The 25,877-nt window shown below is 70.6% G+C and carries 28 protein-coding genes; 19 read left to right on the forward strand and 9 right to left on the reverse strand.

Translation table 11 applies throughout. The features are described from left to right. The first annotated feature begins 35 nt into the window (after window positions 1-35). A complete protein-coding gene (locus tag MKK82_RS06565) occupies window positions 36-623 on the forward strand; it encodes a histidine phosphatase family protein (protein ID WP_243985037.1) in 588 nt (195 codons plus the stop codon). On the opposite strand, the gene MKK82_RS06570 is transcribed toward MKK82_RS06565, so the two are convergent. The 5 genes from MKK82_RS06570 to MKK82_RS06590 all read right to left on the reverse strand — a co-directional run bounded on the left by MKK82_RS06570 (window position 624) and on the right by MKK82_RS06590 (window position 5,383). After that, the gene (locus tag MKK82_RS06570; protein ID WP_238287435.1) at window positions 624-1,364 is read right to left on the reverse strand and encodes a hypothetical protein; all 741 of its coding nucleotides are present in this window, start codon (window positions 1,362-1,364) and stop codon (window positions 624-626) included. A 58-nt stretch (window positions 1,365-1,422) separates the two neighbouring features. Continuing rightward, entirely contained in the window at window positions 1,423-2,415 is a 993-nt protein-coding gene (locus MKK82_RS06575; RefSeq protein WP_243985039.1) for a nickel/cobalt transporter, read from the reverse strand. Then, a complete protein-coding gene (locus MKK82_RS06580; RefSeq protein WP_238287437.1) occupies window positions 2,406-3,077 on the reverse strand; it encodes a DUF1007 family protein in 672 nt (223 codons plus the stop codon). The genes MKK82_RS06575 and MKK82_RS06580 overlap by 10 nt, the downstream gene beginning before the upstream one ends. 89 nt (window positions 3,078-3,166) lie before the next feature. After that, window positions 3,167-4,072 carry an amino acid ABC transporter substrate-binding protein gene (locus tag MKK82_RS06585; RefSeq protein WP_238287438.1) on the reverse strand — a complete coding sequence of 302 codons (906 nt, stop codon included), beginning with the start codon at window positions 4,070-4,072 and terminating at the stop codon, window positions 3,167-3,169. A 30-nt stretch (window positions 4,073-4,102) separates the two neighbouring features. Continuing rightward, complete coding sequence (locus MKK82_RS06590; protein WP_238287440.1) at window positions 4,103-5,383, reverse strand: dicarboxylate/amino acid:cation symporter; 1,281 nt, start codon at window positions 5,381-5,383, stop codon at window positions 4,103-4,105. Window positions 5,384-5,624: 241 nt separating this feature from the next. Here MKK82_RS06590 and MKK82_RS06595 point away from each other — a divergent pair, with 241 nt between their 5' ends. The 10 genes from MKK82_RS06595 to MKK82_RS06640 all read left to right on the forward strand — a co-directional run bounded on the left by MKK82_RS06595 (window position 5,625) and on the right by MKK82_RS06640 (window position 15,126). Next, window positions 5,625-6,542: a branched-chain amino acid ABC transporter permease gene (locus MKK82_RS06595; RefSeq protein WP_238287442.1), complete on the forward strand. Its 918-nt coding sequence runs from the start codon at window positions 5,625-5,627 to the stop codon at window positions 6,540-6,542. Continuing rightward, on the forward strand, window positions 6,542-7,936 hold the full coding sequence (gene livM, locus MKK82_RS06600) for a high-affinity branched-chain amino acid ABC transporter permease LivM (RefSeq protein ID WP_238287444.1): 1,395 nt from the start codon (window positions 6,542-6,544) through the stop codon (window positions 7,934-7,936). The genes MKK82_RS06595 and livM overlap by 1 nt, the downstream gene beginning before the upstream one ends. After that, on the forward strand, window positions 7,936-8,844 hold the full coding sequence (locus tag MKK82_RS06605; protein WP_238287446.1) for an ABC transporter ATP-binding protein: 909 nt from the start codon (window positions 7,936-7,938) through the stop codon (window positions 8,842-8,844). Before livM ends, MKK82_RS06605 begins: the two co-directional genes overlap by 1 nt. Then, window positions 8,841-9,638, forward strand: a complete 798-nt coding sequence (locus tag MKK82_RS06610) for an ABC transporter ATP-binding protein (RefSeq protein WP_238287448.1) — start codon at window positions 8,841-8,843, stop codon at window positions 9,636-9,638. Before MKK82_RS06605 ends, MKK82_RS06610 begins: the two co-directional genes overlap by 4 nt. Window positions 9,639-9,643: 5 nt before the next feature. Further along, window positions 9,644-10,012 (forward strand): DUF6867 family protein, encoded by a 369-nt coding sequence (locus tag MKK82_RS06615; protein ID WP_243985053.1) that lies wholly within the window; start codon window positions 9,644-9,646, stop codon window positions 10,010-10,012. A 49-nt stretch (window positions 10,013-10,061) separates the two neighbouring features. Then, window positions 10,062-11,183, forward strand: a complete 1,122-nt coding sequence (locus tag MKK82_RS06620; RefSeq protein WP_238287450.1) for a branched-chain amino acid ABC transporter substrate-binding protein — start codon at window positions 10,062-10,064, stop codon at window positions 11,181-11,183. Between the two features lie 394 nt (window positions 11,184-11,577). Next, window positions 11,578-12,501 (forward strand): amino acid ABC transporter substrate-binding protein, encoded by a 924-nt coding sequence (locus MKK82_RS06625; RefSeq protein WP_238287457.1) that lies wholly within the window; start codon window positions 11,578-11,580, stop codon window positions 12,499-12,501. 274 nt (window positions 12,502-12,775) lie between these two features. After that, complete coding sequence (locus MKK82_RS06630) at window positions 12,776-13,498, forward strand: amino acid ABC transporter permease (protein WP_238287458.1); 723 nt, start codon at window positions 12,776-12,778, stop codon at window positions 13,496-13,498. A 54-nt stretch (window positions 13,499-13,552) separates the two neighbouring features. After that, a complete protein-coding gene (locus tag MKK82_RS06635; protein WP_243985041.1) occupies window positions 13,553-14,245 on the forward strand; it encodes an amino acid ABC transporter permease in 693 nt (230 codons plus the stop codon). A gap of 152 nt (window positions 14,246-14,397) precedes the next feature. After that, window positions 14,398-15,126, forward strand: a complete 729-nt coding sequence (locus MKK82_RS06640; RefSeq protein WP_238287688.1) for an amino acid ABC transporter ATP-binding protein — start codon at window positions 14,398-14,400, stop codon at window positions 15,124-15,126. 264 nt (window positions 15,127-15,390) lie between these two features. On the opposite strand, the gene MKK82_RS06645 is transcribed toward MKK82_RS06640, so the two are convergent. Continuing rightward, window positions 15,391-16,428: a gamma carbonic anhydrase family protein gene (locus MKK82_RS06645; protein ID WP_238287461.1), complete on the reverse strand. Its 1,038-nt coding sequence runs from the start codon at window positions 16,426-16,428 to the stop codon at window positions 15,391-15,393. Between the two features lie 167 nt (window positions 16,429-16,595). On the opposite strand from MKK82_RS06645, the gene MKK82_RS06650 reads away from it, so the two are divergent. Further along, window positions 16,596-17,063: a molybdenum cofactor biosynthesis protein MoaE gene (locus tag MKK82_RS06650; RefSeq protein ID WP_238287463.1), complete on the forward strand. Its 468-nt coding sequence runs from the start codon at window positions 16,596-16,598 to the stop codon at window positions 17,061-17,063. A gap of 5 nt (window positions 17,064-17,068) precedes the next feature. Here the strand turns inward: MKK82_RS06650 and MKK82_RS06655 are convergent, their stop codons facing one another. Further along, window positions 17,069-17,215 carry a hypothetical protein gene (locus MKK82_RS06655; RefSeq protein WP_238287465.1) on the reverse strand — a complete coding sequence of 49 codons (147 nt, stop codon included), beginning with the start codon at window positions 17,213-17,215 and terminating at the stop codon, window positions 17,069-17,071. Window positions 17,216-17,373: 158 nt separating this feature from the next. On the opposite strand from MKK82_RS06655, the gene MKK82_RS06660 reads away from it, so the two are divergent. Then, on the forward strand, window positions 17,374-18,519 hold the full coding sequence (locus tag MKK82_RS06660) for an AI-2E family transporter (protein ID WP_238287468.1): 1,146 nt from the start codon (window positions 17,374-17,376) through the stop codon (window positions 18,517-18,519). Between the two features lie 21 nt (window positions 18,520-18,540). Here the strand turns inward: MKK82_RS06660 and MKK82_RS06665 are convergent, their stop codons facing one another. Beyond that, window positions 18,541-19,773 carry an amidase gene (locus MKK82_RS06665; RefSeq protein WP_238287469.1) on the reverse strand — a complete coding sequence of 411 codons (1,233 nt, stop codon included), beginning with the start codon at window positions 19,771-19,773 and terminating at the stop codon, window positions 18,541-18,543. A gap of 111 nt (window positions 19,774-19,884) precedes the next feature. Between MKK82_RS06665 and MKK82_RS06670 the strand changes: the two genes are divergently transcribed. From MKK82_RS06670 to MKK82_RS06695, 6 genes are all read left to right on the forward strand, one after another. Further along, window positions 19,885-20,874 carry an extensin family protein gene (locus MKK82_RS06670; protein WP_238287471.1) on the forward strand — a complete coding sequence of 330 codons (990 nt, stop codon included), beginning with the start codon at window positions 19,885-19,887 and terminating at the stop codon, window positions 20,872-20,874. A gap of 177 nt (window positions 20,875-21,051) precedes the next feature. Continuing rightward, window positions 21,052-21,513, forward strand: coding sequence for a hypothetical protein (locus MKK82_RS06675; RefSeq protein WP_238287689.1), 462 nt, complete (start codon window positions 21,052-21,054; stop codon window positions 21,511-21,513). A gap of 2 nt (window positions 21,514-21,515) precedes the next feature. Then, window positions 21,516-22,178 (forward strand): ribonuclease T2 family protein, encoded by a 663-nt coding sequence (locus MKK82_RS06680; protein ID WP_238287473.1) that lies wholly within the window; start codon window positions 21,516-21,518, stop codon window positions 22,176-22,178. A 66-nt stretch (window positions 22,179-22,244) separates the two neighbouring features. Then, window positions 22,245-23,093 (forward strand): 23S rRNA (adenine(2030)-N(6))-methyltransferase RlmJ, encoded by an 849-nt coding sequence (locus MKK82_RS06685; protein ID WP_243985043.1) that lies wholly within the window; start codon window positions 22,245-22,247, stop codon window positions 23,091-23,093. A gap of 222 nt (window positions 23,094-23,315) precedes the next feature. Continuing rightward, entirely contained in the window at window positions 23,316-24,602 is a 1,287-nt protein-coding gene (locus tag MKK82_RS06690) for an outer membrane beta-barrel protein (RefSeq protein WP_238287483.1), read from the forward strand. A gap of 287 nt (window positions 24,603-24,889) precedes the next feature. Next, entirely contained in the window at window positions 24,890-25,216 is a 327-nt protein-coding gene (locus MKK82_RS06695; protein ID WP_243985045.1) for a hypothetical protein, read from the forward strand. Window positions 25,217-25,233: 17 nt separating this feature from the next. On the opposite strand, the gene MKK82_RS06700 is transcribed toward MKK82_RS06695, so the two are convergent. Next, complete coding sequence (locus MKK82_RS06700; RefSeq protein WP_243985047.1) at window positions 25,234-25,785, reverse strand: GNAT family N-acetyltransferase; 552 nt, start codon at window positions 25,783-25,785, stop codon at window positions 25,234-25,236. Between the last annotated feature and the right edge of the window lie 92 nt (window positions 25,786-25,877).

Below are 25,877 nucleotides of genomic sequence, written 5' to 3' on the forward strand. Positions count from 1 at the left end.
ACGCCGCCATCCCTTCCACAACCGTATCGAGATCCATGCAGGACAACATCCGGATCGTTTGCATCCGCCACGGACAATCCACGTTCAACGCCGCCCACCGGCACGGGGGCGGCGATCCCGGCCTCCCCGACGCCCGCCTGACCGACCTCGGTCAGGCCCAGGCCCGGGCCGCGCGGGACCGGCTCCGGCCGATCCCGTTCGAGCTGGTGGTGGTCTCGCCCCTGACCCGCGCCATCGAGACCGCCGCGATCCTGTTCGGCGACCATCCGCACCGGCCGCGCGTGCTGATCGAGGTGCTGCACCGCGAGTGCCAGGAGAGCAGCTGCGACGTCGGCCGGGCGGCTTCCGAGATCGCGGCCGAGTTCCCGCACCTCGACGTCGGGCATCTGCCGGAGATCTGGTGGCACGCGGAGGCGGGCAGCGAGGTCGGTGGCTATCCGGTGGAGCCGCGTCCCATGTTCGACGCGCGGGTCGCGGCGTTCCGGGAGTGGCTGCGCGCGCGGCCCGAGAAGACCATCGCGGTGGTCGGCCACGGCACGTTCTTCTACCACCTCACCGGCACGTTCCTGGAGAATTGCGGCCTCATCGAGCTCGACCTCGACGCCGCGCCCGCCGCGGCCTGATCAGGCGGTGACCTTGGGGCGCAGCCTGGCGGGTACCACGGCGCGCGCCGCGTCCAGGCGCTGACGGGCCCCGGCTAGGGCGATCTCCGGGGCTTGGCGACCGAGGGCGAGGGCCGCCTCCAGGATCGCGCAGGCCTGCTCCCAGGTGCCGGGAACGAAGGGGGCGGCCCCCTCGGCCACCTCTGCGGCGCAGCGGGCATCCTCTCCGGCCAGCCGGGCGGCCGTCGCCGTGCGGGAGACGGCGGCGGTGACCGCGCCTTCGCGCCAGCGCCGCACCTGGGCTGCCGCCTGCGAGCGCGCACCGCCGGTCCAGGCCGCAGCCTGCGCCGCCGCCATCGCGGCGGACAGGTCCCCGGCCGTGGCGCAGGCTGCAGCATCCTCGGCCATGCCGGCCATCGCGCACAGGGGCGCGAGGATCCGGCGGACGCTCTGGACCGCCAGGCACCGGGTGCGGGCGGCCTCGCTCTCCGGCGTGTCGGCGCTGCCCGAGAGCCGCAGCACGAAGGCCATCAACCGCGGCCGCACGTCGTCCGGCATGGCGTCGTTGAGCCCCAGGGCGTAGGCGGCGACCGGCCGCGAGAAGCAGGGCGGGCAATCCGCGCTGGAGCGGATCGTCCGGTAGGGCAGGCCCGCGGCCACGACCGCCGCCTCGTTGATGCAGGTGCCGCCGTCGGGGCCGGGGAACGGGTGCGAACCCGCGAGCAGCCGCCAGTTCAGGATCGTCTGGAAGTCGGCGGGCATCGGCGCTCTCCCGTGTCGGCGCGCAGCGTGGCACGCCGGGGCTCCGATGGCGAGCCCTTCAGCCGGCAAGGCCGGGCGCGAGGCCGGAGAGCATCGCGATCCCCAGCACCAGCACGAAGGCGGCGGCCACGAGTTCCAGCCCGCCCAGCACCAAGAGCCCGGCCCGGCCCCGGCCGCCCGCGAGGCGGAGCGCCGCGCGCTTGGCGAAGACCGCGAGGCAGGCGAGCGCCGACGTGGTGAGCGCTGTTCCGAGAGCCATGGCGAGCACCGCGACAACCCCGGCCCCCGGCACGCCCTGCGACACCGCGAAGATCAGGACCAGCACCGCCCCGGCACAGGGGCGCGAGCCCGCCGCCAGCACGACCCCGGCCCGCGCGCGCCACGAATCCAGGCTCTCGAACGCCTCCGGCCCGGGCAGGTGGACGCAGCCGGGACCGCAGGCGGCGCCGAGCCGGGCGAGGCGACCGGCCTTGCGCCACGTCAGCGCCAGGCCGACCGCGGCCACGAGGGCGAAGCTCGCTGTCTCGATCAGCGTGCCGGCTTGGGTCAGGCTGGCCGCGGTGGCGTTGAGGATGAGGCTGCCGACGCCGACGATCGCCCCGGCCACGCAGGCCTGGAGCAGCGCGGCGCCGACGCTCAGGGCGCAGCCGCGCCGCAATGCCCGCTCGCCCGCCACGATGTAGCCGGCGATCACCGCCTTGCCGTGGCCCGGCCCGGCCGCGTGGAACACGCCGTACGCGAAGGCGAGCCCGATCAGCGGGCTCCAGCTGCCTCCGCCCCGGAGCGCGCCCACCGCGGCGTTGAGGCTGCGCGAAAAGCTCGCCTGCAGCGCGAGGAGGATCCCGCCGAGTCCTGTCGCCGCCGGAGCGGCCTCGCGGAAGCCGATGCCGAAGGGCGAGCGCGGCGGCGCCGCGGCGAGGCCGGGCGCCACGAGCCACGCGATCCCCGCGGCCAGGAGCGCGGCCAGCCCGACGGCCAGCGCCATCAGCCCGAGCCGCAGGCCCAGCCGCCCCGCCCCGGGGGGGGCGGCGATTCCGATCCCTACGGACACGCGACGAGGATCCGGCTGGCGAACTGGACGCCGTAGGCGGAGGCGGCCGTGAGCGCCTCGAAGAACGCCTCGGTCATGCCGGAGGACCCAGCCTCCGCGGTCTTGGGCTGTTCGGTCTTCGGGCGGGTGACCGTGGCGGCACAGCCCTGCGGCGCGCCCGCGAGGGTCGCCGCGTCGGACCCTTCGGCGAACGAGAAGGCGACGAAGTAGGTCGGATCGTAGACCTCCAGGGCGGCGACGCCCCGACCCTGCTGAACCGGCGTCTTCAGCGGCAGCAGGAAGGTCAGGACCAGGGCCCGGTCCTCCACGCGTGCCGCCGGTTCCTTCGGATCCGCGAAGGCCTGTTCCTTGCCGCCGACCTTCAGCTTCGTGAAGTAGCCGAACTCGGCGAGGTTGGCGGTGTTCTCGGCCGCGAGGCCCGCGAGTTCGTCGGGGCTCAGCGTGCCGTCCTTGTTGGCGTCGAGGCCCTGGGTGATGAAGGACGTGTATTCCGGATCGAAGCGCCACGTGTCGCGCACGCCCACGAGCCTGCCGTCCGCGTAGACGAGTTGCGCCCTGGCGGTGACCCAGACGTGCGGGTGGGCCGTGGCCGCCGTGGCGGCGCAGGCGAGACCGGCGGCGAGGATTGCGAGCCGTTTGAGGCGGTGCGTGGCAGTCAACATCGGGCGAAGCACGCTCGCGGCGGGACGGGGGCGGGGCGGTCCCTTTCCTCACGCGCCGGTGGGGCGAAAGCGAGGCGTCCCGGCCCGGCTCACTGCTCCGTGTCGAGGCCCATCACCTGGAAGCTCACCCGCAGGTCGTTCGACATCGGGATGTCGAGGCGCTCGCCGTTCGGCAGGCGCTTGAGGAACCAGCGCTCGTAGGTCCAGCGCAGGGCCCGCGACTCGGCGAGCCGCGTGAAGGTCCGGCTGACGATCTCGGCGAGTTCCGGATCGTCCTTGCGGAACATGATCCCGTAGGGTTCGTACGAGAGCTTGTCGGGCAGCACCGTGTAGTTCGCCCCGTCCTGCGCATCGGTGGCGATCAGCCCGTACAGCAGCACGTCGTCGGTGGCGAAGGCCGCGGCCTGGCCGGCCTTGACCATGGCGTAGGAGGCGGCGTGGTCCGGCGCCGTCACCACCTGCGCGTCGATCCTGAGCCGGGCGAGCTGATCGCGCACGGCCTTCTCGTTGGTGGTGCCGGCCGTCACCACGACGGTCTTGCCGCCGAGGTCCCGGTAGGAGGCGATGCCGGAGCCCCGCTTCACCAGGAGCTGCGTCGCGCTGATGTAGTCCACCGGCGAGAAGGCGACCTGCTTGCGCCGCTCGGCGTTGGCGGTGGTCGAGCCGCATTCGAGGTCGATCTTGCCCGAGGTCACGGCCGGGATGCGGGTCTCCGCGGTGACCGGCGCGTAGCGGATCTTCACCGGTCGGCCGATCGCCGCCTGGATGTCGTCGGCGATCTCGCCGCAGAGGTCGATGGCGTAGCCGATCGCCCGGGGGCTGCCGTCCGGGCGCTTGCCCTCCACGAAGGAGAACGGCACCGAGCTCTCCCGGTAGCCGAGCACGATCTCGCCGCGCTCGGCGACGCTCCGCAATGTGCCGGTGAGAACCTCCACGGCGGAGGCGGGCGCCGCCGCCAGCGCCAGCGCCAGAACCGCGACGAGCCGCACGACCATGACCTGCCCTCCGAGCCGCACCGGATCCGGTTACTCCGCCGGCGAGACCACGGTGCCGACGTGGTCGAGGCGCTGATCGGTCGTAGTGAGCTGGCCCTCCCACTTGGCGACCGCCACGGTGGCGACGCTGTTGCCCAGCACGTTCGTCGCCGAGCGGCCCATGTCGAGGAACTGGTCGATGCCGATGATCAGCAGCAGACCCGCTTCCGGGATGTTGAACTGCGTCAGGGTCGCCGAGATCACCACCAGGGAGGCGCGCGGCACGCCGGCCATGCCCTTCGAGGTCACCATCAGCAGGAACAGCATCGTCAGCTGCTGGCCCCAGGTCAGCGGGATGTTGTAGGCCTGGGCGATGAACATCACCGCGAAGGTGCAGTACATCATCGAACCATCGAGGTTGAACGAGTAGCCCATCGGCAGCACGAACGACGTGATGCGGTTGGGCACGCCGAACTTCTCGAGGTTCGTCAGCATCTTCGGGTAGGCCGCCTCGCTCGACGCGGTCGAGAAGGCGAGCACGAACGGCTCCTTGATCAGGTTGATCAGGCGCATGATGCCCCCGCCCCCGAGCATCAGGAAGCCCACGCCCATCAGGAGCGCCCAGAGCACGCCGAGGCCGATGTAGAACTCGACCAGGAACTTGCCGTAGGTGACCAGCACGCCGATCCCCTGCGTGGTGATCGTCGCCGCGATGGCGGCGAACACCGCGACGGGCGCGAACATCATCACGTAGCCCGTGACCTTGAGCATGACGTCGGCCAGGCCCTCGATCCCCCGCGCGAGGAAGTGCCCCTTCTCGCCGAGCGCGGCCAAGCCCACGCCGAAGAAGATCGAGAACACGACGATCTGCAGGATCTCGTTGTTGGCCATCGCCTCGACGGCGCTCTTGGGCACGAGGTGGGTGACGAATTCCTTGAGGGAGAGCGAGGCGGTCTTCAGGCCGGTCCCGGCCCCGACGTCGGGCAGCGGCAGGTTCAGGTTGACGCCGGGCTGCATGATGTTGACCAGGATCAGGCCCAGCATCAGCGAGCAGAACGAGGCGCCCACGAACCAGAGCAGCGCCTTGCCGCCGACGCGCCCGACCGCGGCGGTGTCGCCGAGATGCGCGATGCCCACCACCAGCGTCGAGAACACCAGCGGCGCGATGATCATCTTGATCAGCCGCAGGAAGACGTCGGACACCAGGGCGATGTAGCCGGCGATCTCCTTGGCGGTCTGCGGGTCCGGCCACGTGATGCTGCAGGCGTAGCCCACGGCGATCCCGAGCAGCATGCCGATGAAGATCATGGTCGTGAGTCGCGAACCTGACATCGGTACAGCTCCTCGCCAGCGCTCGGGATGAGCGAGTATTTCTGTTCGTTAACGTGAAGCACGAACTACGCCACACGCAAGCCCATCCGAGGTCCGTTACTGGCTCGGTCGACTGTTTTCATGCAACGCTCAGGCGGCGATGAAACCTGTGGCCGCCGTGCGACCGCTGCGGTACGAGACTTGCCCCGCCGCGCTGCCTGCGGTCTCCAGAGGCGGCACGGCACAGCGCGCGCGAGAGTTCATGGACGTCTTCGTACAGCAGTTGATCAACGGGCTGACGCTCGGCTCGATCTACGGCCTGATCGCCATCGGCTACACCATGGTGTTCGGCATCATCGGCATGGTGAATTTCGCCCACGGCGACGTCTTCATGGTCTCCTGCTTCATCGCGCTGATCACCTTCCTGCTGCTGACGGCCTGGCTCGGGGTCAGCTCCATCGCGCTGGCGTTCCTGGTGGTGCTGGTGATCACCATGGCGCTCACCGCCCTGTGGGGCTGGGCGATCGAGCGCGTGGCCTATCGGCCGCTGCGCGGGTCGTTCCGCCTCGCGCCGCTGATCTCGGCGATCGGCGTGTCCATCTTCCTGTCGAACTTCGTGCAGGTGGTGCAGGGCGCCCGCAACAAGCCGACGCCGCCGATGCTGTCGGGCGGGATCACGTTGTTCGAGCGCGACGGCTACGCGGTGTTCCTCGCCTGGAAGCAGGTGCTGATCATGGGGGTGACCGCCGTGCTGCTCACGGGCTTCTGGTACCTCGTGCAGCGGACGCCCTTCGGCCGGGCGCAGCGCGCCTGCGAGCAGGACCGCAAGATGGCGGCGCTGCTCGGCATCGACGTCGACCGCACGATCTCGCTGACCTTCGTGCTGGGTGCCGGCCTCGCGGCGGTCGCCGGGGTGCTGTACCTGATGTACTACGGCGTCGTGTCCTTCTCGGACGGGTTCGTGCCCGGCGTGAAGGCCTTCACGGCCGCGGTCCTGGGGGGAATCGGCTCCCTGCCCGGCGCCGTGCTCGGCGGCCTGATCATCGGTCTGATCGAGACGTTCTGGTCCGCCTACTTCTCCATCGAGTACAAGGACGTCGCCGCCTTCTCGATCTTGGCGATCGTGCTGATCTTCATGCCGTCGGGCATCCTGGGCCGGCCCGAGGTCGAGAAAGTCTGATGGCGCGTTCCCAGGCTGCGCTTCCCGAATCCGTGATGGCCGGCATCCTGCGCGACGCCGCCCTCTACGCCCTCGTCGCCTTCGGCCTCTGCGTGCCGATCATCGCCTACCGGACCGAGCCGGGACCCGGCAGCGAGCTGGTGCTCGTGCCGCGCTGGGGTCTGGTGGCGGCGCTCTGCGCGGTGATCTTCGTCGCCCGCATCGTCCAGCGCCTCGTGCTCCTGCGCCGGGACGCGCGGCGGGCGCTGACGCCCTCCCCGGCGCAGGCCACGGAGGCCGTGCACGGCGAGCCCGACGCCGGTCAGAAGACCTCGAAGCTCGGCCTCTGGCTGTTCATCGGCGTCGCCCTGACCCTGCCGATCCTCTCGGCCCTGGCCACAGGCGGCCTGTCCTCGGCCCGCTACTGGATCGACCTCGGCATCCTGATCCTCACCTACGTGATGCTCGGCTGGGGCCTGAACATCGTGGTCGGCCTCGCGGGCCTGCTCGACCTCGGCTACGTCGCCTTCTACGCGGTCGGGGCCTATTCCTACGCGCTGCTGTCGACCACCTTCGGCCTGTCCTTCTGGGTCTGCCTGCCGCTCGCCGGCGTGTTCGCGGGCGTATGGGGCATGATCCTGGGCTTTCCCGTCCTGCGCCTGCGCGGCGACTACCTCGCCATCGTGACCCTGGCCTTCGGCGAGATCATCCGCCTCGTCCTCATCAACTGGACCGACGTCACCGGGGGCGGCGCCGGCATCTCGTCGATCCCCCGCGCGACCTTCTTCGGGATCCCGTTCACGGCGGGAGAGGACGGGTTCGCGGCCACCTTCGGCATCCCGTTCGACTCGATGCACCGGCTCGTGTTCCTGTACTACCTGATCCTCGCGCTCGCCCTGATCACCAACTTCGTCACCCTGCGCCTGCGCCGCCTGCCGATCGGGCGGGCCTGGGAGGCCCTGCGCGAGGACGAGATCGCCTGCCGGTCGCTCGGCATCGACACCACCGCCACGAAGCTCACGGCCTTCGCCCTGGGGGCGGCCTTCGGGGGCATCGCCGGATCGTTCTTTGCGGTCCGCCAGGGCTTCATCAGCCCGGAGAGCTTCAACTTCCTGGAGAGCGCCATCATCCTGGCGATCGTGGTGCTGGGCGGCATGGGCAGCCAGGTCGGCGTCGCCATCGCCGCCGTGGCCATGGTCGGCGGCCCGGAGATGCTGCGCAACCTCGGCTTCCTGAAGGCCGTGTTCGGCGAGGGGTTCGATCCCAACGAGTACCGCCTGCTGCTGTTCGGGCTCGCCATGGTGGCCATGATGGTCTGGCGGCCGCGGGGGCTGATCTCGGAGCGCCTGCCCTCGGTGTCGCTGGGCCAGCGGCGTGCGGTCTCGGGCGCCCACGTGAGCGAGGGGCACGGCTGATGGCGGCGGATGCGGACGTCCCGGTGGCGCCTGTCGCCCCGCCGGTGCTCGCCGTCGAGCACCTGACCATGCGGTTCGGCGGCCTCACCGCCGTCTCCGACCTGTCCTTCGCGGCACGGCGCGGCGACATCACCGCGCTGATCGGCCCGAACGGGGCCGGCAAGACCACGGTCTTCAACTGCATCACCGGCTTCTACAAGCCCACCGAGGGCATGCTGACGCTGGCGCATTCCGACGGCACGACGCACCTTCTGGAGCGGCTGCCCAACCACAAGGTCAACCGCACCGCCCGGGTGGCCCGCACCTTCCAGAACATCCGCCTGTTCCAGGGCATGACCGTGCTGGAGAACCTGCTGGTCGCCCAACACGCGCCGCTGATGCGCGCCTCGGGCTACACGATCCTGGGGCTGCTCGGCCTCAAGACCTACCAGGACGCTCAAGCGGCCGCGATCGAGCGGGCCAAGGCGTGGCTCGACCGCATCGACCTGTTGAAGCGGGCCGACGATCCGGCGGGCGCCCTGCCCTACGGGGCGCAGCGGCGCCTCGAGATCGCCCGGGCGATGTGCACCGATCCGGTCCTGCTTTGCCTCGACGAGCCGGCGGCCGGCCTCAATCCGCGTGAATCGGCGGAACTCAACGGGCTCCTGCGCCACATCCGCGACGCGCACGATACCTCGGTGCTGCTGATCGAGCACGACATGTCGGTGGTGATGCAGATCTCCGACCACGTCGTCGTGCTGGATTACGGCGTGAAGATCGCCGACGGTTCCCCCGCCGAGGTGCGGGCCGACCCGAAGGTGATCGCCGCCTATCTCGGCGTCGAGGACGAGGAGGTGGAGGCCGTGGAGGCCGAGGTCGGGATCACCGTGCCGCACGCGGACGACGTCCAGACGGGGCAATCGGCATGAGCGTCGCCGGCATCAACGTCCTGGTCGAGGAGACGCGGGCGATCCAGGCGGGGGCCAAGCCGCCGCTCCTCGCGGTGCGCGACGTATCCACTTACTACGGCAGCGTCGCGGCCCTCCGGGGCGTCGATCTCGACGTCGCCGACGGCGAGATCGTCACGCTGATCGGCGCCAACGGCGCCGGCAAGTCGACCCTGATGATGACGATCTTCGGCAGTCCGCAGGCGCGCTCCGGCACGATCACCTATGACGGGCGCGACATCACCCGGATGCCGACCCACGCCATCGCCCGGCTCGGCATCGCCCAATCGCCGGAGGGTCGCCGGGTCTTCCCGCGGATGAGCGTCTACGAGAATCTCCAGATGGGCGCGGCGCTCCACGACGGGCGCTTCTTCGCGGAGGATCTGGAGAAGGTCTGCACCCTGTTCCCGCGGGTGAAGGAGCGCCTGAATCAGCGCGCCGGCACCATGTCGGGGGGCGAGCAGCAGATGCTGGCCATCGCCCGGGCGCTGATGAGCCGTCCGCGGCTGCTGCTCCTCGACGAGCCGTCGCTCGGCCTCGCGCCGCTGGTGGTGAAGGGCATCTTCGACGCCATCCGGGAGCTGAACCGGACCGAGGGCATGACCATCTTCCTCGTGGAGCAGAACGCCTATCACGCCCTCAAGCTGGCCCATCGCGGCTACGTGCTGGTCAACGGCCGGGTCACCATGAGCGGCACCGGCCGGGCGCTGCTGGACGATCCGAACGTCAAGGCCGCCTATCTGGAAGGGGGCCATGCCGGCCCGGTCGGGGCATGAGCATGCTGCAGGGGATCCTGTACGAGGAGCCATCGGCCTGGCTGTTCCTGCTCGTCACCGTGGTGATGGGCGGCTGGGCCGGCTGGATGGCGGCACGCGGCATCGCCCGGGGCTGGCGGCCGTTCTGGCACTGCGCGCTGGCCCTGTTGCTGGTGGCGGCCGCCGTGCGCTTCATCCACTACGCCCTCTTTTCGGGCACGCTGCTGTCGCTGCACTACTATGGGGTCGACGCGGTCGTCGTCATGATCATCGGCGCGGCGGGCTTCCGCTACACGCGGACGCGCCAGATGACGAGCCAGTACCGCTGGCTCTACGAGAAGACCTCACCGCTGACTTGGCGCGAGCGGGCGCCGGCGGCGGGCGAGGTCCGATGAGTGCGGCCGGATCCGCACGTGCGGTCCTGACACTGAGGGGAAGTACGCGATGAGATCGATTCTGCTGGCCGGGCTCGCCCTCGGCGCGATGGTGGCGGCCGCGCAGGCCGCCGAGGTCAAGCTCGGGGTCGCCGCGCCGATCACCGGCAACAGCGCCGCCATCGGCGCGCAGCTCAAGAACGGCGCGAGCCAGGCGGTCGAGGACCTGAACAAGGCCGGCACGCTGAAGGGCACGACGCTGACCGTCACGGTCGGCGACGACGCCTCCGACCCGAAGCAGGGCGTCTCGGTGGCCAACAAGTTCGCCAGCGACGGCGTGAAGATGGTGGTCGGCGACTACAACTCGGGCGTGTCGATCCCGGCCTCCGACGTCTACCTCGACGCCGGCATCATCCAGGTCACCCCCGCCTCCACGAACGTGAAGTTCACCGAGCGCGGCATGTGGAACACGTTCCGCACCTGCGGCCGCGACGACCAGCAGGGCGCGGTGGCCGGCACCTACCTGGCCGATCGCTTCAAGGGCAAGAAGATCGCCTTCGTCCACGACAAGACCCCCTACGGCAAGGGCCTCGCCGACGAGACCCTGAAGGCGCTGAAGGCCAAGGGCGGCAAGGATGCGATCTACGAGGGCATCAACCCGGGCGAGAAGGACTACTCCGCGCTCGTGTCGAAGTTGAAGTCGGCCAACGTCGACGTCGTCTATTTCGGCGGCTACTACACGGAGGCCGGCCTGATCCTGCGCCAGATGCGCGACCAGGGCCTGAAGGCGCCGATGATGGGCGGCGACGGCATGGTCGACCGCGAACTCGTGGCGATTGCGGGTCCCGCCGCCGAGGGCACGCTGACCACCTTCCCGCCGGACGCCCGCAAGAACCCGAACGCCAAGGACGCGCTCGCCGCCTTCAAGGCGAAGAACATCGATCCCGAGGGCTACACGCTCTACTCCTACGCGGCCGTGCAGGTCCTGGCGAAGGCGATGGCCGAGACCGGCTCCAGCGACGGCAAGAAGCTCGCGGAGTGGCTGCACCAGGGCAAGCCGGTGGACACGGTGGTCGGCCCGATCGCCTACGACAAGAAGGGCGACATCACCCGGCCCGATTACGTCATGTACGAGTGGAAGAAGGGCGCCGACGGCAAGATCGACTACAGTGGTAATGAATTGACGAAGTAAGCCGCACCAGCCGTCGACACGGCTCTTCAGCGCAGCGCCGCCCCGCCAGACAGTGCGGGACGGCGCTGTCGTTTTCTATGCCGGGGATTCGTCAGCCAAGATGACGGTTCCGTCCTCCACACCGCGTGCGTGCGCTTAAGAAGTGTGCATGATGCTGGCGGCGCGAGCGTGAGGCCGGCTCGGCGCCTGGGAGGAGGCCATGGGGGCGGCAGGGATCGCATCTGCGTGCGTCCGCACGCGCATGACCGCGCCCTGTCCGCATTCGGCCGCAGGTCCGCGCGGCACCTCGACCCGTCTCCCGGCACCATCATTGCAAAGCGTCGCCCGAGCGGGCGGGCCCGCAGGCCCCGCCCCCAGCCGACACCGTTCGGCCCGATCCAGGAGTTCCGTACCGATGCAGTCTGATATCGCTCGCCGCGGCTTGGCCGCGGCGCTGGGCCTGACCCTCGCCCTCGCGCCCCTGAGCCTGCGGGCTGAGGAACTGACCGGCACCCTCAAGAAGGTGAAGGACACCGGCGCCATCGTCATCGGCTACCGCGACGCCTCCGTACCCTTCTCGTATCTCGGCGCCGACCAGAAGCCGATCGGCTACGCGATGGATATCTGCTTCAAGATCGCCGACGCTGTGAAGGCCAATCTCGGCCTTCCGAACCTCGAGGTGAAGCTCAACCCGGTCACCTCGGCCACCCGCATCCCGCTGATGGCCAACGGCACGATCGACCTCGAATGCGGCTCCACCACCAACAACGCCGAGCGCGAGAAGCAGGTGTGGTTCACCAACTCGCACTTCCTCACCGCGACCCGCTACGTCTCGAAGAAGTCGGCCAATCTGCATACGATCGAAGACCTGAAGGGCAAGACCGTCGTGTCGACCTCGGGCACCACGAACATCAAGCAGATCAACGAGGCCAACACGGAGCGGAAGCTCGGCCTGACGATCCTCCCCGCCAAGGACCACGCCGAGGCGTTCCTGATGGTCGAGACCGGCCGCGCCGTGGCCTTCGTGATGGACGACGTGCTGCTCGCCTCGCTGGCCGCCTCGTCGAAGGACCCGTCCGCCTACGAGATCTCCACCGAGGCCCTGTCGAAGCCTGAGCCCTACGGCATCATGCTGCGCAAGGACGACACCGCCTTCAAGAAGGTCGCGGATGCCGCCACCGCCAAGCTGTACACCAGCCCCGACGGCAAGGCCCTCTACGACAAGTGGTTCACGCAGGCGATCCCGCCGCGCAACATCAACCTCAACCTGCCGATGAGCGCGGAGATGAAGAAGCAGTTCACCACGCCGATCTCCAGCCCCGATCCGGCGGCCTACTGAGGCCGGTCCACGATGCGGCGCATCGCGGGCAAGGGCCCGCGGTGCGCCACGACAGGCGGAGGATCCGTCCGACTGTCCGAGCCTGAAGTCTCGAGGCTCTCCCATCCTCACCCGCTTCCTGAGGTGCCGAGGCGCAGCGGAGGCCTCGCAGGAGGCCTCGGGGAGCGCGGCGCCTTCCGGAGCCCTCCTCGGAGGCCCGCCGACGCGGGCGCCTCAGGATGCGGGCGGGGATGGGACGGGCCGGGCACGCAGTACCTCTCTCAGAAGCGGCGCGATGAACTACAACTGGAACTGGCGGATCTTCTTCGACGCCTCCCCGGAGGGCAACGGCACGTATCTCGACATGCTGCTCTCGGGGCTCATGTGGACGATCGCGACGGCGCTCTGCTCCTGGGTGATCGCCTTCTTCCTCGGGTCGCTGATCGGCGTGCTGCGCACCCTGCCGTCGAAGACCGCGAACGCGATCGGGACGGCCTACGTCGAGATGTTCCGTAACGTGCCGCTGCTGGTGCAGATGTTCCTCTGGTACTTCGTGCTGCCCGAGGTGGTGCCCACCCGGATCGGCGACGCGATCAAGCAACTGCCGGATGCGCCGTTCTACACCGCGGTGGTGTGCCTCGGCTTCTTCACCGCCTCCCGCGTCGCCGAGCAGGTCCGCGCCGGCATCCAGGCGCTGCCGCGGGGCCAGCGCATGGCCGGTACCGCCATGGGCTTCACGACCTACCAGACCTACCGCTACGTGCTGCTGCCGAACGCCTACCGGATCATCCTGCCGCCGATGACCTCGGAATTCCTCAACAACCTGAAGAACACGTCCGTGGCACTGACCATCGGCCTGCTGGAACTGACCGCCCGGGCCCGCTCGATGCAGGAATTCTCCTTCCAGGTGTTCGAGGCGTTCACGGCCGCGACCGTGCTGTACGTGATCATCAACCTCGTGGTCGTCACGGCGGCGACCTTCCTGGAGAAGGCGGTCGCCATCCCCGGCCAGCGCTGAGGGCCGCCCGCTTCCGATCCTCCGCCGTCCGACGGCCACCGCGAACAGGCCCCGATGCTCTCGAATTTCGACTTCTCCGTCATCGCCTCGTCCCTGCCCTACCTGTTCGGCCAGGGCATGGTCTTCACCGTGACCCTGACCGCCCTGGCGGCGGTCGGCGGCGTGATCATCGGCACGCTGCTGGCGATGGCGCGGCTCTCGGGCATCCCCGGCCTGTGGCACCTCGCCAAGGGCTACGTCGAGCTGTGCCGCTCGCTGCCGCTGGTGCTGGTGATCTTCTGGTTCTACTTCCTGGTGCCGTATATCGGCGCCTACGTGACCGGGTCGACGACGCCGATCCAGGTGGGCGCCTTCCCGTCGGCGCTCATCACGTTCATGGCCTTCGAGGCCGCCTACTTCTCGGAGATCATGCGGGCCGGCATCCAGTCGATCCCGAAGGGCCAGACCGCCGCCGCCCAGGCCCTCGGGATGAACTACTGGCAGACCATGGGCAACGTCGTCCTGCCCCAGGCCTTCCGCAACATGCTGCCGCTGCTGCTGACCCAGACCATCGTCCTGTTCCAGGACACCTCGCTGGTCTACGTGCTGTCGCTCACAGACTTCATGGGCGCCGCCTCGAAGATCGCCCAGCGCGACGGCCGTCTCGTCGAGATGTATATCTTCGCCGCGGTGGTCTATTTTGCGATCTGCTTCTCGGCCTCGTTCCTGGTGCGCCGCCTGCAGCGCCGCGTGGCCATCATCCGCTGACCGACACTGGAGACCGCGTCATGACCTCGTCCCCGATGCCGGCCCCCACCGCCGGCGAGCCCGCTGTCGACGCGGCACACGCGCCGAAGGATGCCGGCCTGCAACCCGGCGGCCTGGTCTCCGGCGCGCCCGTCGTCGCACCCGGCGAGACGATGATCGCCATCGACAACATCAGCAAGTGGTACGGCGACTTCCAGGTGCTGACGAACTGCACCACCAAGGTCGCCAAGGGCGAGGTCGTGGTCGTCTGCGGTCCTTCGGGCTCCGGCAAGTCGACCCTGATCAAGTGCGTCAACGCCCTGGAGCCCTTCCAGAAGGGCCAGATCACGGTGGCCGGCACGAAGGTCATGGACAAGTCGACCAACCTGCCCAAGCTCCGCTCGCGGGTCGGCATGGTGTTCCAGCATTTCGAGCTGTTCCCGCACCTGTCCATCACCGACAACCTCACCATCGCGCAGCGCAAGGTGCTGGGCCGCAGCGCGGAGGACGCGAGGAAGCGCGGCCTCGACCTCCTCGCCCGGGTCGGCCTCAGCGCCCATGCCACGAAGTTCCCGGGCCAGCTCTCGGGCGGCCAGCAGCAGCGCGTGGCGATCGCCCGGGCCCTGGCGATGAACCCGGTGGTGATGCTGTTCGACGAGCCGACCTCGGCGCTCGACCCCGAGATGGTCGGCGAGGTGCTCGACGTGATGGTGGAACTCGCCAAGGAGGGCATGACCATGATGGTCGTGACCCACGAGATGGGCTTCGCCCGGAAGGTCGCCGACCGGGTGATCTTCATGGACCGCGGCGAGATCGTCGAGGACGCCCGGAAGGAAGACTTCTTCGGCAGCCCGCGGTCCGAACGGGCGCAGACCTTCCTGTCGAAGATCCTGCAGCACTGACGGGCCGCGAGGAACCCGCCGGGGACCGCGGGAGCGCGCCGCGCCCGGCCTCTGCATCCGGCCGCCTCCGCGTCGCCGATCGGGCCGGCCTCACGCGCGGTCGGAGAGGTTCCCTCCCCGGCGGCGAGCCGGGCGCTGGCTGACGCCCGATACGGTCCCTGGGGCCGACGGCGCGGACACGGGAGCGCGCAGGTGGTCATCGCGCCGGCCGAGGGCGATGGACCGCGCGGCCGCCCGAACCCGGCGCGGACGGAGCGCTTCCCGTCACGCTCCGCCGGCTTCCTGACCCAGCGCCTCCTGCGCGGCCCGGTACTCCCGCCCGTGCTGGCAGTAGCCCTCGACGATGCGAATCATCATCGCGCGCTTCTCGGCGTCGAGGGGCGCGAGGATCCGGGCCGGGCGGCCCCCCCAGAGATAGCCGGCCTCCAGGATCTGGCCCGGATCGGTCGTGGCTCCGGCGGCCAGCATGACGTCGTCGGCGATCAGCGTGCCGGCCGCGATGGTCGCGCCGATGCCGATCAGGGAGCGGGCGCCGATCCGGCAATCGGCGATGCGGACGTTGTGGGCGATGGTGACGTCCCGCCCGATCACGATCCCGTCCGCCCGGGATCGGATGACGGTATTGTCCTGGATGTTGGTGTCGGCGCCGACCACGATCGGGCCGACCTCGGCGTTGAGATCGCAGCAGAACAGCACGCTGGAGCCGGCACCGAGGCTCACCCGCCCGCGCAACCGGGCGGTGCGCGCCACGAACACGCTCGCCTCGACCTCCGCCGGTTCCCCGGCCGGGAAGGCTGACCCGTCGCCCATGCGCTCGCGCAGACGCTCGGCGCGCTCGGCGGCCTCCTCCGGCGCGATCGGGCGGCTCGGACGCGCCGGGCTGCCCGCATAGGCGTGGCCGCCGGGCAGGTGCGTCCGGGGGAACACGGTCGAACCCGCCTCGATCACCGCGCCGGCGCCGATCTCCGCGCCGTCGAGGATCACGACATCGTCCTCGATCACCACGTCGGAGCCGACCGTGCAGGCATGCACGACGCTGTTGCGCCCGACCGTGACGCGGTCGCCGACCTGGGTGCCGTGCGTCAGGGTGGCGATGTGGACCGTCGAGCGGTGGCCGAGCCAAAAGCGGTCGCCGAGGGTGATGCTCTGCCCGTCGGCGCGAATCACCGCCTCGTCGCCGATCCAGGCCTGCGCGCCGATGCGGGCGGCGCCGATCACCGTGCTGCCGCGGCCGCACCAGACGGGGCGGCTCGCGAAATCCGGCAGGACGCCGTCATAGGCCAGGATCAGGTCGGGGGTCACGCGAATATCCTTCTCCACCGCCGGCCGGAGCCCGCGGGCTGATCCGGAGGATCGTGGATCGCGCGCCGGGCCGGCAGGGCGCGACGGAGGGTGTCATATAGAGCCGGGATCGGATGTGACAGGCACGGCACTGGCCCCGACCGCCGCGTCCTCCTATGGATCGCGGTATGAGCGCCCCCGTTCCGAGCGTCGGCATCCAGGCCGAGCCCTTCGACACCGCGTCCGAGATCGCCCGGGTGAGCGCCGAGCTCGGCGGCCGGGCGGGGGCCGTCGTCACCTTCACGGGGCTGTGCCGCGACGAGGACGGGCGGCTGGCGGCCCTGGAACTGGAGCATTATCCCGGCATGGCCGAGATCGAGATCCTCCGGGTCGCCGAGGACGCGCTGGCGCGCTGGCCGCTCCAGGCCCTGCGGGTGATCCACCGGCACGGTCTGGTGCGCCCGGGCGACGGCATCGTGCTGGTGGTCACCGCCGCGAGCCACCGGGTCGCGGCCTTCGAGGCCGCGGATTTCCTGATGGACTACCTCAAGACCCGGGCGCCGTTCTGGAAGCGCGAGCACCTCGCGGACGGCACGACCGGCGGTTGGGTGGAGGCGACGGCCCGGGACGATGCCGCGGCCGGGCGCTGGGCCTGAGCGCGCTACACGATCAGGGCGTTGAGCAGCACCGCGGCGGCGGCTCCCACGAGCGAGATGCCGAGCAGGATCACGCTGCTGAGCTGGTCGCCGTTGTCGACGGACCGGCCGGGGCCGAGGGAGCGAACGTGCGTGTCATTGTAGCTGCTCATGCGGAAACTCCTGCTGGGGCCGGCGCCTGGGTTCCGGCGGCGTGCGCGGACAACGCGCGGGACGCCGTCCGGTCCCCAAGGCCGCGACGGAACCGGCGCCATCGCACTTGACCCGGCGGGGCCCGCGGCGTTCGTGAGCCCGCCACGCAGGAGCGAAGATGTCGGACAGCAGGATTCAGGACGCGGACGGCCCGGCCCGGTCCCGGCGCGGGACGGCGCCGCTCGCGGCCTCCGGGATCATCGTGGTGTGCTTCGTGGCGGCGCTGGCGCTGGCCTGGATGTCGGCCGGCACGCTCCTGCTGATCTTCGCCGGCGTGCTCCTCGGCGTCTTCCTCGACGGCCTGACGCGCGGGTTGGGCCGGATCCTGCCGCTGCCGCGGGGCCTCCGCCTGTCCATCGCCAGCCTCGCGGTTGCGGCCGCGGTGATCGGCTTCGGGAGCTACGGCGGCGCCACCATCGTGCAGCAGGGCCGCGACCTGGGCACGACGATCAAGGATCAGGCCGGCACCGTGTCGGGCTGGCTCTCCGAGCGCGGCATCGACGTGCCGAGCCTCGCGCCGCAGGGCGGCGGCAAGGACGGCTCGACCGAATCCAACCAGAAGGAGGGCGGCCTCGCCGGCCTCGCCTCAGGCCTGATGAAGGGCGGCGGTTCCTTCGTCTCGGATGCCGGCAGCGTCCTCGGCCCGGCCGCGGCCGTGATCCTCGGCCTGTTCGACGCGCTCGGCAACGTCCTGGTCATCGCCTTCCTGGGCCTCGCCTTCGCGGCGGATCCGAAGGCCTACCGGGACGGCGTCGTCCGGTTCGTACCGCCGGCGAAGCGCTGGCGCGCGTCGCAGGTCGTGGACGGGGCCGGCGAGACCCTCCGGCACTGGCTGTTCGGACAATTGATCATCATGGCGGTGATCTTCGTCTGCACCTGGGTGGGCCTCGCCTTCCTCGGCATCGGCGGCGCGCTGATCCTGGGGCTGCAGGCGGGTCTGCTGGCCTTCGTGCCCACGGTCGGGCCGCTGGTGGCGGGCCTCGTCATCGTCCTGGCCGCCCTGGCCTCCGGCACCAAGGCGGTGATCGGGGCAATCGGCGTCTACCTCGCCGTCCAGTGCCTGGAGAGCTACGGCCTGACGCCGTTCATTCAAAAGCGGGCGCTGAACATCCCGCCGGCCACGATCTTCGCCGGGCAGCTGATCCTCGGCGTCATCTTCGGGCTCTGGGGCATCGCCCTCGCCCTGCCGCTCATGGCGGTGATCAAGGTCCTGCTGGAGCAGCTCTACGTCGAGGATACCCTCCACGAGCAGCCGAGCAGCTGAGCGCCCGGCCGCGCCGGTCCCTCAGCCGCGCAGGGCGCCCTCGATCATCCGGGCGACGGCCAGGGCCCGGCCGTCGTCGCCGAACCGGCCGATCACCTGCACGCCCACCGGCAGCCGGTGCCCGGGCACCGGCACGTTCACGCAGGGCACGCCCATCAGCGTCCAGAGCTGGTTGAAGCGCGGGTCGCCCGTGGCCGCCAGGGTCGCGGGCGCCGCGCCGGGCGCCGAGAAGGTGAGGATCGCGTCGAAATCGGCGAAGACGCCCTTCAGCACCCGCCGGGCGTGGTGGCCGTGGCGGCGGGCGTCGTCGTACTGGTCCGGGCTGATCGCCGCCCCGGCGTCGAGATGGGCCCGCACCAGGGGCGGCAGCGCGTCGCGCTGCGTGTCGTATTCCCAGGCCAGGGCCAGCCGGCCCTCGTAGTTCTGGATGATCCTCTGGCGGTCCCAGGCCTGCGTCAGCTCCTGCGGCAGGGCGAGGTCGGTGATCCGCGCGCCGGCCCGCTCCGCGGCTTGCCGAGCCCGGGCCAGCGCGGCCTCGGCCTCCGGCTCCGGCGCCTCGGCGAAGTCCTGCCGCACCAGGGCGATCCGGGGGGCCGAACCCGCCTCCGCCCGGTCGATCTCGGGGCGGCCGGTGACCAGCGCCAGGGCGTGGGCGACGTCCGCCACTCCGGCGGCGAACAGCCCGACCGTGTCAAGCGCCCAGGAATAGGTCTTCACTCCGACCGTCGGAATCAGCCGGAACGACGGCTTCACCGCCGCGCAGCCGCAATAGCTGGCGGGGCGGATCACCGAGCCCGCCGTCTGGGTGCCGAGCGCCAGGGGCAGCAGGCCGGCGCCGACGGCGGCGGCCGAGCCCGCCGAGGAGCCGCCCGGCGTGTGGCCGGCATCGTGCGGGTTCACCGTCGCGGTCGGGTCGCTGCTCGCGAAGGCCGTGGTGGTGGTCTTGGCCAGGGCGACGGCGCCGAGCTGCTTCAGCCGGCTCACCACGGCGGCGTCGCCCCGGGGCATCCAGCCCGCGTAGATCGCCGAGCCCATCTGGCTCGGCAGGCCGGCGCTATCGATGATGTCCTTCACCCCGACCGCGATGCCGGCGAGCGGCCCGGTCTCGGGGATCGCCGGTGCCGCATCGCGCGTGACCAGCGCGTGCAGCTCCGGCTCCCGCGCGGCGATCGCGGCCCGGCAGAGATCGATCGCGCCCGCGGGCGTCAGGGTGCCGGCTGAGATGCGGGCGCGGAGGTCGAGGAGTGACAGCATAATGCATTCAGTCCGCGCCCCGCGGCCCTGTCAACCGAGACGCCACAGGCCGGGCCATTCCCGAAACGCCGTTGACGAACGCTTTACGCGACCGTGCGCATCGTCCGGGTCATGTGGCGTGGCGTATCCCTGTTCTCGGCCCTGGCGCTGTTCGGCGCCGGCCTCACCGCGTGCTCGGTCAACCATTTCGAGCGGCGCGACCCGTGGCGTGATCAGGCGGAGCAGGTCTGCCTGGCCAAGAAGCTCGTCGAGCCCTCGGAGTTCATCACGCCGATCGCCGCGATGGACGGGCCGGGCCCCTGCGGCATGCAGCAGCCCTTCCGGGTGACGCGGCTCGCCGGCGGCACGGTCCTGATGAAGCAGCGGATGACCCTCGGCTGCCCGGCGCTGGCCGAGGCCGAGGCGTGGCTCGCCGACACGATCCAGCCCGCCGCCAACCTGTATTTCGGCGTGCCGGTGGCCGAGATCAACGCGGGCTCCTATTCCTGCCGCGGCCGCAACAACCAGCCCGGCGCCAAGCTCTCCGAGCACGGCTACGGCAACGCGATCGACGTGATGTCGATCAAGCTCGCCGACGGCCACGTGATCACCGTGAAGGGCGGCTGGCGCGGCACGGAGGCCGAGCAGGGCTTCCTGCGCGAGATCTTCCTCGGCGCCTGCCAGCGCTTCACCACGGTCCTGGCCCCCGGCTCGAACGTGTTCCACTACGACCACATCCACGTCGACCTCGCCCGGCACGACCCGCGCGGGCTCAAGCGGATCTGCCAGCCGCTGATCAAGTTCACGCCGCAGCTCGGCACCGGCGTCGAGCGGCCCCTGTCCCGCCCGGTCCCGCCGCCGCGCCAGCCCGCCGCCCCGCAGGCGCCCGTGGATATCGAGGAGGACGATCCCTACGGCGTGTCGCCGATGTCCCGGGCCGGGAGCCCGACCCAGGTCGCCCGCGCCCCGGCGCGTCCGCCCGCGGCCACGGCCTACACCGCCGCGCCGCCGCCCCGCCCCGCCCCGCGGATCGCGGCCGCCGCACCCGAGGAGCCCGCGCAGGACTACGACGAGCCGCTGCAGCTCGGTGCGCCGCCGCCGAGCACGGGGCCGATCTACTGAGCGGTCGGCGACCCCGGCGCATCGCACCGTGACCCGCCGCACCGTGCCCTCCGCACTGTAGCGGCGGCGCCGCACCCCCCGTCAAAGCGTCGCCGCGGCGGAGCCAGATCTTGACTGGCGGCCCGCCCGGGCCATCGTTCCCCGATGAAGGACCGCACATCCGCCGAGGCCCGCGCCATGCGCCCGATCCGTCACAGCCTCGCCCTCGGGCTGGCCCTCCTCTCCCTGGTGCAGCCGGCGCTCGCCCGCTCGGCCCGGGAGGATATCGAGCCCTCCGAGGAGCGGATCTTCCCGTTCGACGCGCAGATCCCCGGCTGCCAGGATCCCTCGGTGCTGGAGCGGGTCTCGACCAACTTCGCCGAGAAGGAGGCGAAGTTCTGGAACTCGTCGATGACGATCCTGTCCTTCGACACGATCGCGCGCACCGCCTGGCGCCCCTGGGGGCTCGACACCTATCCGCGCCGGTTCTGCACCGCGACCGTGACCACCTCGGACGGCGTCCGCCGCAAGGTGGATTACTCGGTGCGCGAGAGCCTCGGCATCATCGGAGCGACCTGGGGGGTCGAGTTCTGCGTCCACGGCCTGGACCGTGATCTCGCCTACGCGTACGCCACCGCCTGCCGGATGGCGCGCCCCTGAGGATGCGCCGCCTCGCCGCCTGCCTCGCCGGCCTGCTGCTCGCCGGTCCGGCCGCCGCCCAGGATTACGGCGGCTTCGCGCGGCGAAGCGCGCCCGGTGATTTCGACTTCTACGTGCTGGCCCTGTCGTGGTCGCCGACCTACTGCGCGGGCCCGGGCGAGCGCCGGGACGATACCCAGTGCGCCCCCGGCCGCGGCCTCGGCTTCGTCGTCCACGGGCTGTGGCCGCAATATGCCCGGGGCTACCCGGAAAACTGCTCGGCCGTGACGCGCTCGCCCACCCGGCAGGCCATGGAGGTGGCCGGCCAGGTCTATCCGAGCGAGGGGCTCGCCCGCTACGAGTGGCGCAAGCACGGCACCTGCTCGGGGCTCGACCCCGCCGCCTATTTCGCGGCGGCGCGGGAGGCCCGGCTGTCTGTGACCATCCCCGACGGCTTCAAGGGCAGGTCGCCCCCGCAGACGCTCGCGCCCATCGAGATCGCCCGGCAATTCGTGGCCGCCAACCGCGGCCTGCGGCCCGACATGATGGCGGTCACCTGCACGCGGGGCCGGCTGCAGGAGGTCCGCATCTGCTTCGGCAAGGACCTGCGCGGCTTCACGCCCTGCCCCGACGTCGCGCGCGGCAATTGCCGCGCGCCGGACGTCACCCTCGACGCGGCGCGCTGAGATTTTTCGGCGGTTTGGGCCCCCGCGGCTGGACCTGGGGCGCGGGATCCGCTTCACGGCCCTCCCATGAACTATCGGCACGCCTTCCACGCCGGCAACCACGCCGACGTGCTCAAGCACCTCGTGCTGGCGCGGGTGCTCGACCACCTGCGCCTGAAGGACAAGCCGTTCCGGGCGCTCGACGCCTTCGCGGGCCTCGGCGTCTACGACCTGGAGGCCGACGAGGCCGCCCGCACCGGCGAGTGGCGCGAGGGCTGGGGCCGGATGGACGCGCCCTTCGCGGAGCCCGTCGAGGCGCTGCTCGCGCCCTACCGCGCGGCCGTGGCGGCGGTGCGCGCGCGCTACGGCACGAGCGCCTATCCGGGGTCCCCGGCGGTGATTCGCGAGGCCCTGCGCCCCGGCGACAAGGGCGTGTTCGTGGAACTGCACCCGGCCGACGCCGAGACGCTGCGGGACCGCTACGCGCGCGACCCGCGCACCAAGGTGCTGAGCCTCGACGGCTGGGCGGCGGTCAACGCCCAGATCCCGCCGCCCGAGCGGCGCGGCCTCGTGCTGATCGATCCCCCCTACGAGGTGCCTGGCGAGATCGAGCGGCTCGGCGCTCATCTCGCCCGCGCCGTGGCGAAGTGGCCGACCGGCATCTTCCTGGCTTGGTATCCGGTCAAGGATGCCGCCGCCCTCGACCGCATGGTCCGCAGCCTCGACGGCGCCCTGGTCCGCCCGGCGCTGCGCCTCGACCTGCTCATCGACCGGCCCGACGATCCGACGCGGCTGAGCGGCAGCGGCCTGATCGTGGTGAATCCGCCCTGGCGGCTCGCCGAGGAGGCGATGCTGTTCCTGCCAGCCCTCGCGGAGCGCCTGGCGCGGGCTGCCTTCGGAGGGTTTCGCTGCGATCCGATCGGCCGGGCGGCCTGACCGGACAGCATTGATCCCGCCTTCGGAAGCTGTTTCGCCGCCGGCTTAAGTCGATGCGGCCTCCCCGCAATCAATTGTGGCGTAAAAACCACATGGATGGCGCGAGCAGCGGCAGGGATACAGAAGTGCTCAAAAATTATGCAAATGCCAGTTCTTTGATTTTGTGTCATTCGCCCCGCGATGTCAGCTTAGCGGTAGACGAACCCGAACGAGCTGCGAACCATGCTGACGCGATCCACCCTCACCGGCCTCGCCGCCGTGATGCTGTCCTCGACCAGCATTCTCGCGGCCGATCTGGCAGCCCCCGCCCCGGTGCCGGTGCCGCCCCCGGCCGAGCCCTGCAAGGCCACGCTCCTCGGCCCGACGTTCGGCGGCCTCATCAAGGCCAACCCGAACCCGACCTGCTTCGCCGCCGGCCCGCTCGGCGACCTCTACGTGGGCGGCGCCGTGACCGGCTACGGCTACACGCAGACCAACCCGTTCGCGTCGTTCTCGACGCCGGCCGCTCCGAACGACCGGGACCGTGCCGCGCGGTTCGACTTCTCGAACATCCAGGGCGTCATCCAGAAGCCCGAGGGCGCCTTCCAGTTCTACGTGCAGGCGGGCGGTTACTCGATCCCGCAGCTCGGCTTCCCGACCCTCGGGACGTTCACCCAGACGGACCTGCTGTTCGGCCCGGTTCCCGTCGCCTTCGGCAAGATCCAGATCAACGATGAGTGGTCGGTCCAGGGCGGACGGATGTTCACCCTCATCGGCACCGAGCTGCTGTTCACCTATCAGAACTTGAACATCAACCGCGGCCTCCTGTTCGTGCAGGAAAACTTCATCAACCAGGGCGTGCAGATCAACTACAGCAGCGGCCCGCTCTCGGTGTCGCTGGCCGGAACGGACGGCTTCTTCTCCAACGAGATCACGTGGTTCACCGGCAACGTCGCCTACAAGCTCGACGACTTCAACACGATCGGCGTCAACGGCGGCCTGAACCTCGGCCGGACCAACGCCTTCGCCCGCAGCCCGCGCTACCAGTTCGCCACCCCGGGCTTCCAGCAGAACAGCGGCATCTTCGACATCAACTACACCTACGCGAACGGTCCCTGGATCGTCTCGCCCTACTTCCAGTTCACCAACGTCGAGCGCGATCCCCGCGTGGGCATCAACGCCTCCGCGTCGACCTACGGCGGCGCCCTCCTGGCCGCCTACTCGTTCACCGACAACTTCTCCATCGCGGGCCGCATCGAGTACACGGAGCAGACCGGCGTGCGCGGCGGTACCACGCCCAACCTGCTGGGCTTCGGCCCCGGCAGCAACGCCTTCTCGTTCACGGTCACGCCGACCTTCACGTTCGACCGCTTCTTCTTCCGGGTCGAGTACGCCCACGTCGAACTCGGCGGCATCACCCGCGCCGCCATCACCGACGAGGGGCTGCTGATCCCCGGCACGGGCTTCGGCCGGGCGGGCAACCGCACCTCCCAGGACCGCTACATGGTCGAGACCGGCATCACGTTCTGACGGTCACGCAGGTTCCGGCCGCCGGGCCGGATCGTGGAAGCCCTCGGCCTTGCGCCGGGGGCTTTCTCGTTCGTGCCGCCGGGATCCGAGTCCGGTGGCGAATATTGTAAGCCTGACGGTACGTATATTGGAATACTGACCGATCATTATGTTGCGGATAAACTTGGAACGTCGCGGGTCTACCGCCGACCGTTCCGGCGCGAATCTTTCCGGGTTCTTGCATCGACCGCGCGACATCATGTAATCTTGGCGGTGTACCGGCGCCGCCCGGGTCGGGGTTGACGCGCATGGTGTCGGTTGAGGTTCTTTCGGTCGCGCTTCGCCGCCTCGCCGTGCCGGGGATGACCCCGAAGGCGTTGCGCGCCGCCCTGCGGGAGAAACACCCGGAGGCCTCCAAGAAGGCGATCGTGCGTGCGGCCTTCCTGGCCCTGATCGAGGCGCAGTCCCAGGACGGTCAATCCGGCGGCTGTTCCGTGGAGGCGCTGCACGGCTTCGCCCTCGCCGAGCGCGCATCCGGCGACGATGGGCCGATGATGCTCAGCCCGCGGCGCAGGCGGCAGCAGCGCCACGTGGCCGCGGAGGCCGCCGCCGCCGCGGCGATCGTGGCGGCCTGAGGGAGGCCGGCCGCGGCTCAATCCCGCCGGAGCAGGCGCCGACCCGGGCGGTGGCCGTCTTCGCCGGTGTCGCGGAAGCCGAGCTTGAGGAGCAGGCCCCAGGAGGCGACGTTGGCCGGGCGGCACTCCGCCACGAGGGTGCGCGCCGGGAAGCGCTGTCGCAGCGCCTCGATGATCGCCGAGAGCGCCTCGAAGGCGTAGCCGCGCCCCCGGGCGGCGCCGCCGATCCAGTAGCCGATCTCGATCACGCCCGCGCCCCGCAGGTGCGTGCCCACCACGCCCACCAGTTCGCGCCCGGACGAGCCCTGCGCGTCGTCCTCCGCGGTGGCCCGCCGCCAGGCACCGAGGAAGCGGTCCTGGCCGCGCGCGCCGCTGCGAATCAGATCCTCGGCATCCTGCAGCGTGAACGGCGTCGGCAGGAAATCCACGGCGGCGGTGATCGCGGGGTCGTCCGTGAGCCGACGCAGGGCCTGCGCATCCTCGGGCCGCAGCGCGGCGATCGACAGGCGGCCCGTCTCGATCCCGGGCATGTCGGAGAGGCTGTCGCGGGCGGCGCGGATGGTAAACATCCTCCCGATGTGGGGTGCCGGCCCGGACGGGGAAGGCACGAACCCGACCACCCCGGTCATCCCCGACGACACGCGAAAACACCCGCCGTTCC

The organism is Methylobacterium sp. E-046 (assembly GCF_022829625.1).
Taxonomy (GTDB): Bacteria; Pseudomonadota; Alphaproteobacteria; order Rhizobiales; family Beijerinckiaceae; genus Methylobacterium; species Methylobacterium longum.

What these genes read in the sequence shown, in the direction of transcription:
- MKK82_RS06670 (WP_238287471.1), top strand. Translation starts at nt 19,885, where the DNA reads ATGTGGCGTGGCGTATCCCTGTTCTCGGCCCTGGCGCTGTTCGGCGCC.
- MKK82_RS06690 (WP_238287483.1), top strand. Translation starts at nt 23,316, where the DNA reads ATGCTGACGCGATCCACCCTCACCGGCCTCGCCGCCGTGATGCTGTCC.
- MKK82_RS06675 (WP_238287689.1), top strand. Translation starts at nt 21,052, where the DNA reads ATGCGCCCGATCCGTCACAGCCTCGCCCTCGGGCTGGCCCTCCTCTCC.
- MKK82_RS06625 (WP_238287457.1), top strand. Translation starts at nt 11,578, where the DNA reads ATGCAGTCTGATATCGCTCGCCGCGGCTTGGCCGCGGCGCTGGGCCTG.
- MKK82_RS06620 (WP_238287450.1), top strand. Translation starts at nt 10,062, where the DNA reads ATGAGATCGATTCTGCTGGCCGGGCTCGCCCTCGGCGCGATGGTGGCG.
- MKK82_RS06660 (WP_238287468.1), top strand. Translation starts at nt 17,374, where the DNA reads ATGTCGGACAGCAGGATTCAGGACGCGGACGGCCCGGCCCGGTCCCGG.
- MKK82_RS06580 (WP_238287437.1), bottom strand. Translation starts at nt 3,077, where the DNA reads ATGTTGACTGCCACGCACCGCCTCAAACGGCTCGCAATCCTCGCCGCC.
- MKK82_RS06665 (WP_238287469.1), bottom strand. Translation starts at nt 19,773, where the DNA reads ATGCTGTCACTCCTCGACCTCCGCGCCCGCATCTCAGCCGGCACCCTG.
- MKK82_RS06605 (WP_238287446.1), top strand. Translation starts at nt 7,936, where the DNA reads ATGGCGGCGGATGCGGACGTCCCGGTGGCGCCTGTCGCCCCGCCGGTG.
- MKK82_RS06700 (WP_243985047.1), bottom strand. Translation starts at nt 25,785, where the DNA reads ATGTTTACCATCCGCGCCGCCCGCGACAGCCTCTCCGACATGCCCGGG.
- MKK82_RS06595 (WP_238287442.1), top strand. Translation starts at nt 5,625, where the DNA reads ATGGACGTCTTCGTACAGCAGTTGATCAACGGGCTGACGCTCGGCTCG.
- MKK82_RS06650 (WP_238287463.1), top strand. Translation starts at nt 16,596, where the DNA reads ATGAGCGCCCCCGTTCCGAGCGTCGGCATCCAGGCCGAGCCCTTCGAC.
- MKK82_RS06610 (WP_238287448.1), top strand. Translation starts at nt 8,841, where the DNA reads ATGAGCGTCGCCGGCATCAACGTCCTGGTCGAGGAGACGCGGGCGATC.
- MKK82_RS06640 (WP_238287688.1), top strand. Translation starts at nt 14,398, where the DNA reads ATGATCGCCATCGACAACATCAGCAAGTGGTACGGCGACTTCCAGGTG.
- MKK82_RS06655 (WP_238287465.1), bottom strand. Translation starts at nt 17,215, where the DNA reads ATGAGCAGCTACAATGACACGCACGTTCGCTCCCTCGGCCCCGGCCGG.
- MKK82_RS06570 (WP_238287435.1), bottom strand. Translation starts at nt 1,364, where the DNA reads ATGCCCGCCGACTTCCAGACGATCCTGAACTGGCGGCTGCTCGCGGGT.
- MKK82_RS06680 (WP_238287473.1), top strand. Translation starts at nt 21,516, where the DNA reads ATGCGCCGCCTCGCCGCCTGCCTCGCCGGCCTGCTGCTCGCCGGTCCG.
- livM (WP_238287444.1), top strand. Translation starts at nt 6,542, where the DNA reads ATGGCGCGTTCCCAGGCTGCGCTTCCCGAATCCGTGATGGCCGGCATC.
- MKK82_RS06630 (WP_238287458.1), top strand. Translation starts at nt 12,776, where the DNA reads ATGAACTACAACTGGAACTGGCGGATCTTCTTCGACGCCTCCCCGGAG.
- MKK82_RS06565 (WP_243985037.1), top strand. Translation starts at nt 36, where the DNA reads ATGCAGGACAACATCCGGATCGTTTGCATCCGCCACGGACAATCCACG.
- MKK82_RS06695 (WP_243985045.1), top strand. Translation starts at nt 24,890, where the DNA reads ATGGTGTCGGTTGAGGTTCTTTCGGTCGCGCTTCGCCGCCTCGCCGTG.
- MKK82_RS06685 (WP_243985043.1), top strand. Translation starts at nt 22,245, where the DNA reads ATGAACTATCGGCACGCCTTCCACGCCGGCAACCACGCCGACGTGCTC.
- MKK82_RS06635 (WP_243985041.1), top strand. Translation starts at nt 13,553, where the DNA reads ATGCTCTCGAATTTCGACTTCTCCGTCATCGCCTCGTCCCTGCCCTAC.
- MKK82_RS06585 (WP_238287438.1), bottom strand. Translation starts at nt 4,072, where the DNA reads ATGGTCGTGCGGCTCGTCGCGGTTCTGGCGCTGGCGCTGGCGGCGGCG.
- MKK82_RS06590 (WP_238287440.1), bottom strand. Translation starts at nt 5,383, where the DNA reads ATGTCAGGTTCGCGACTCACGACCATGATCTTCATCGGCATGCTGCTC.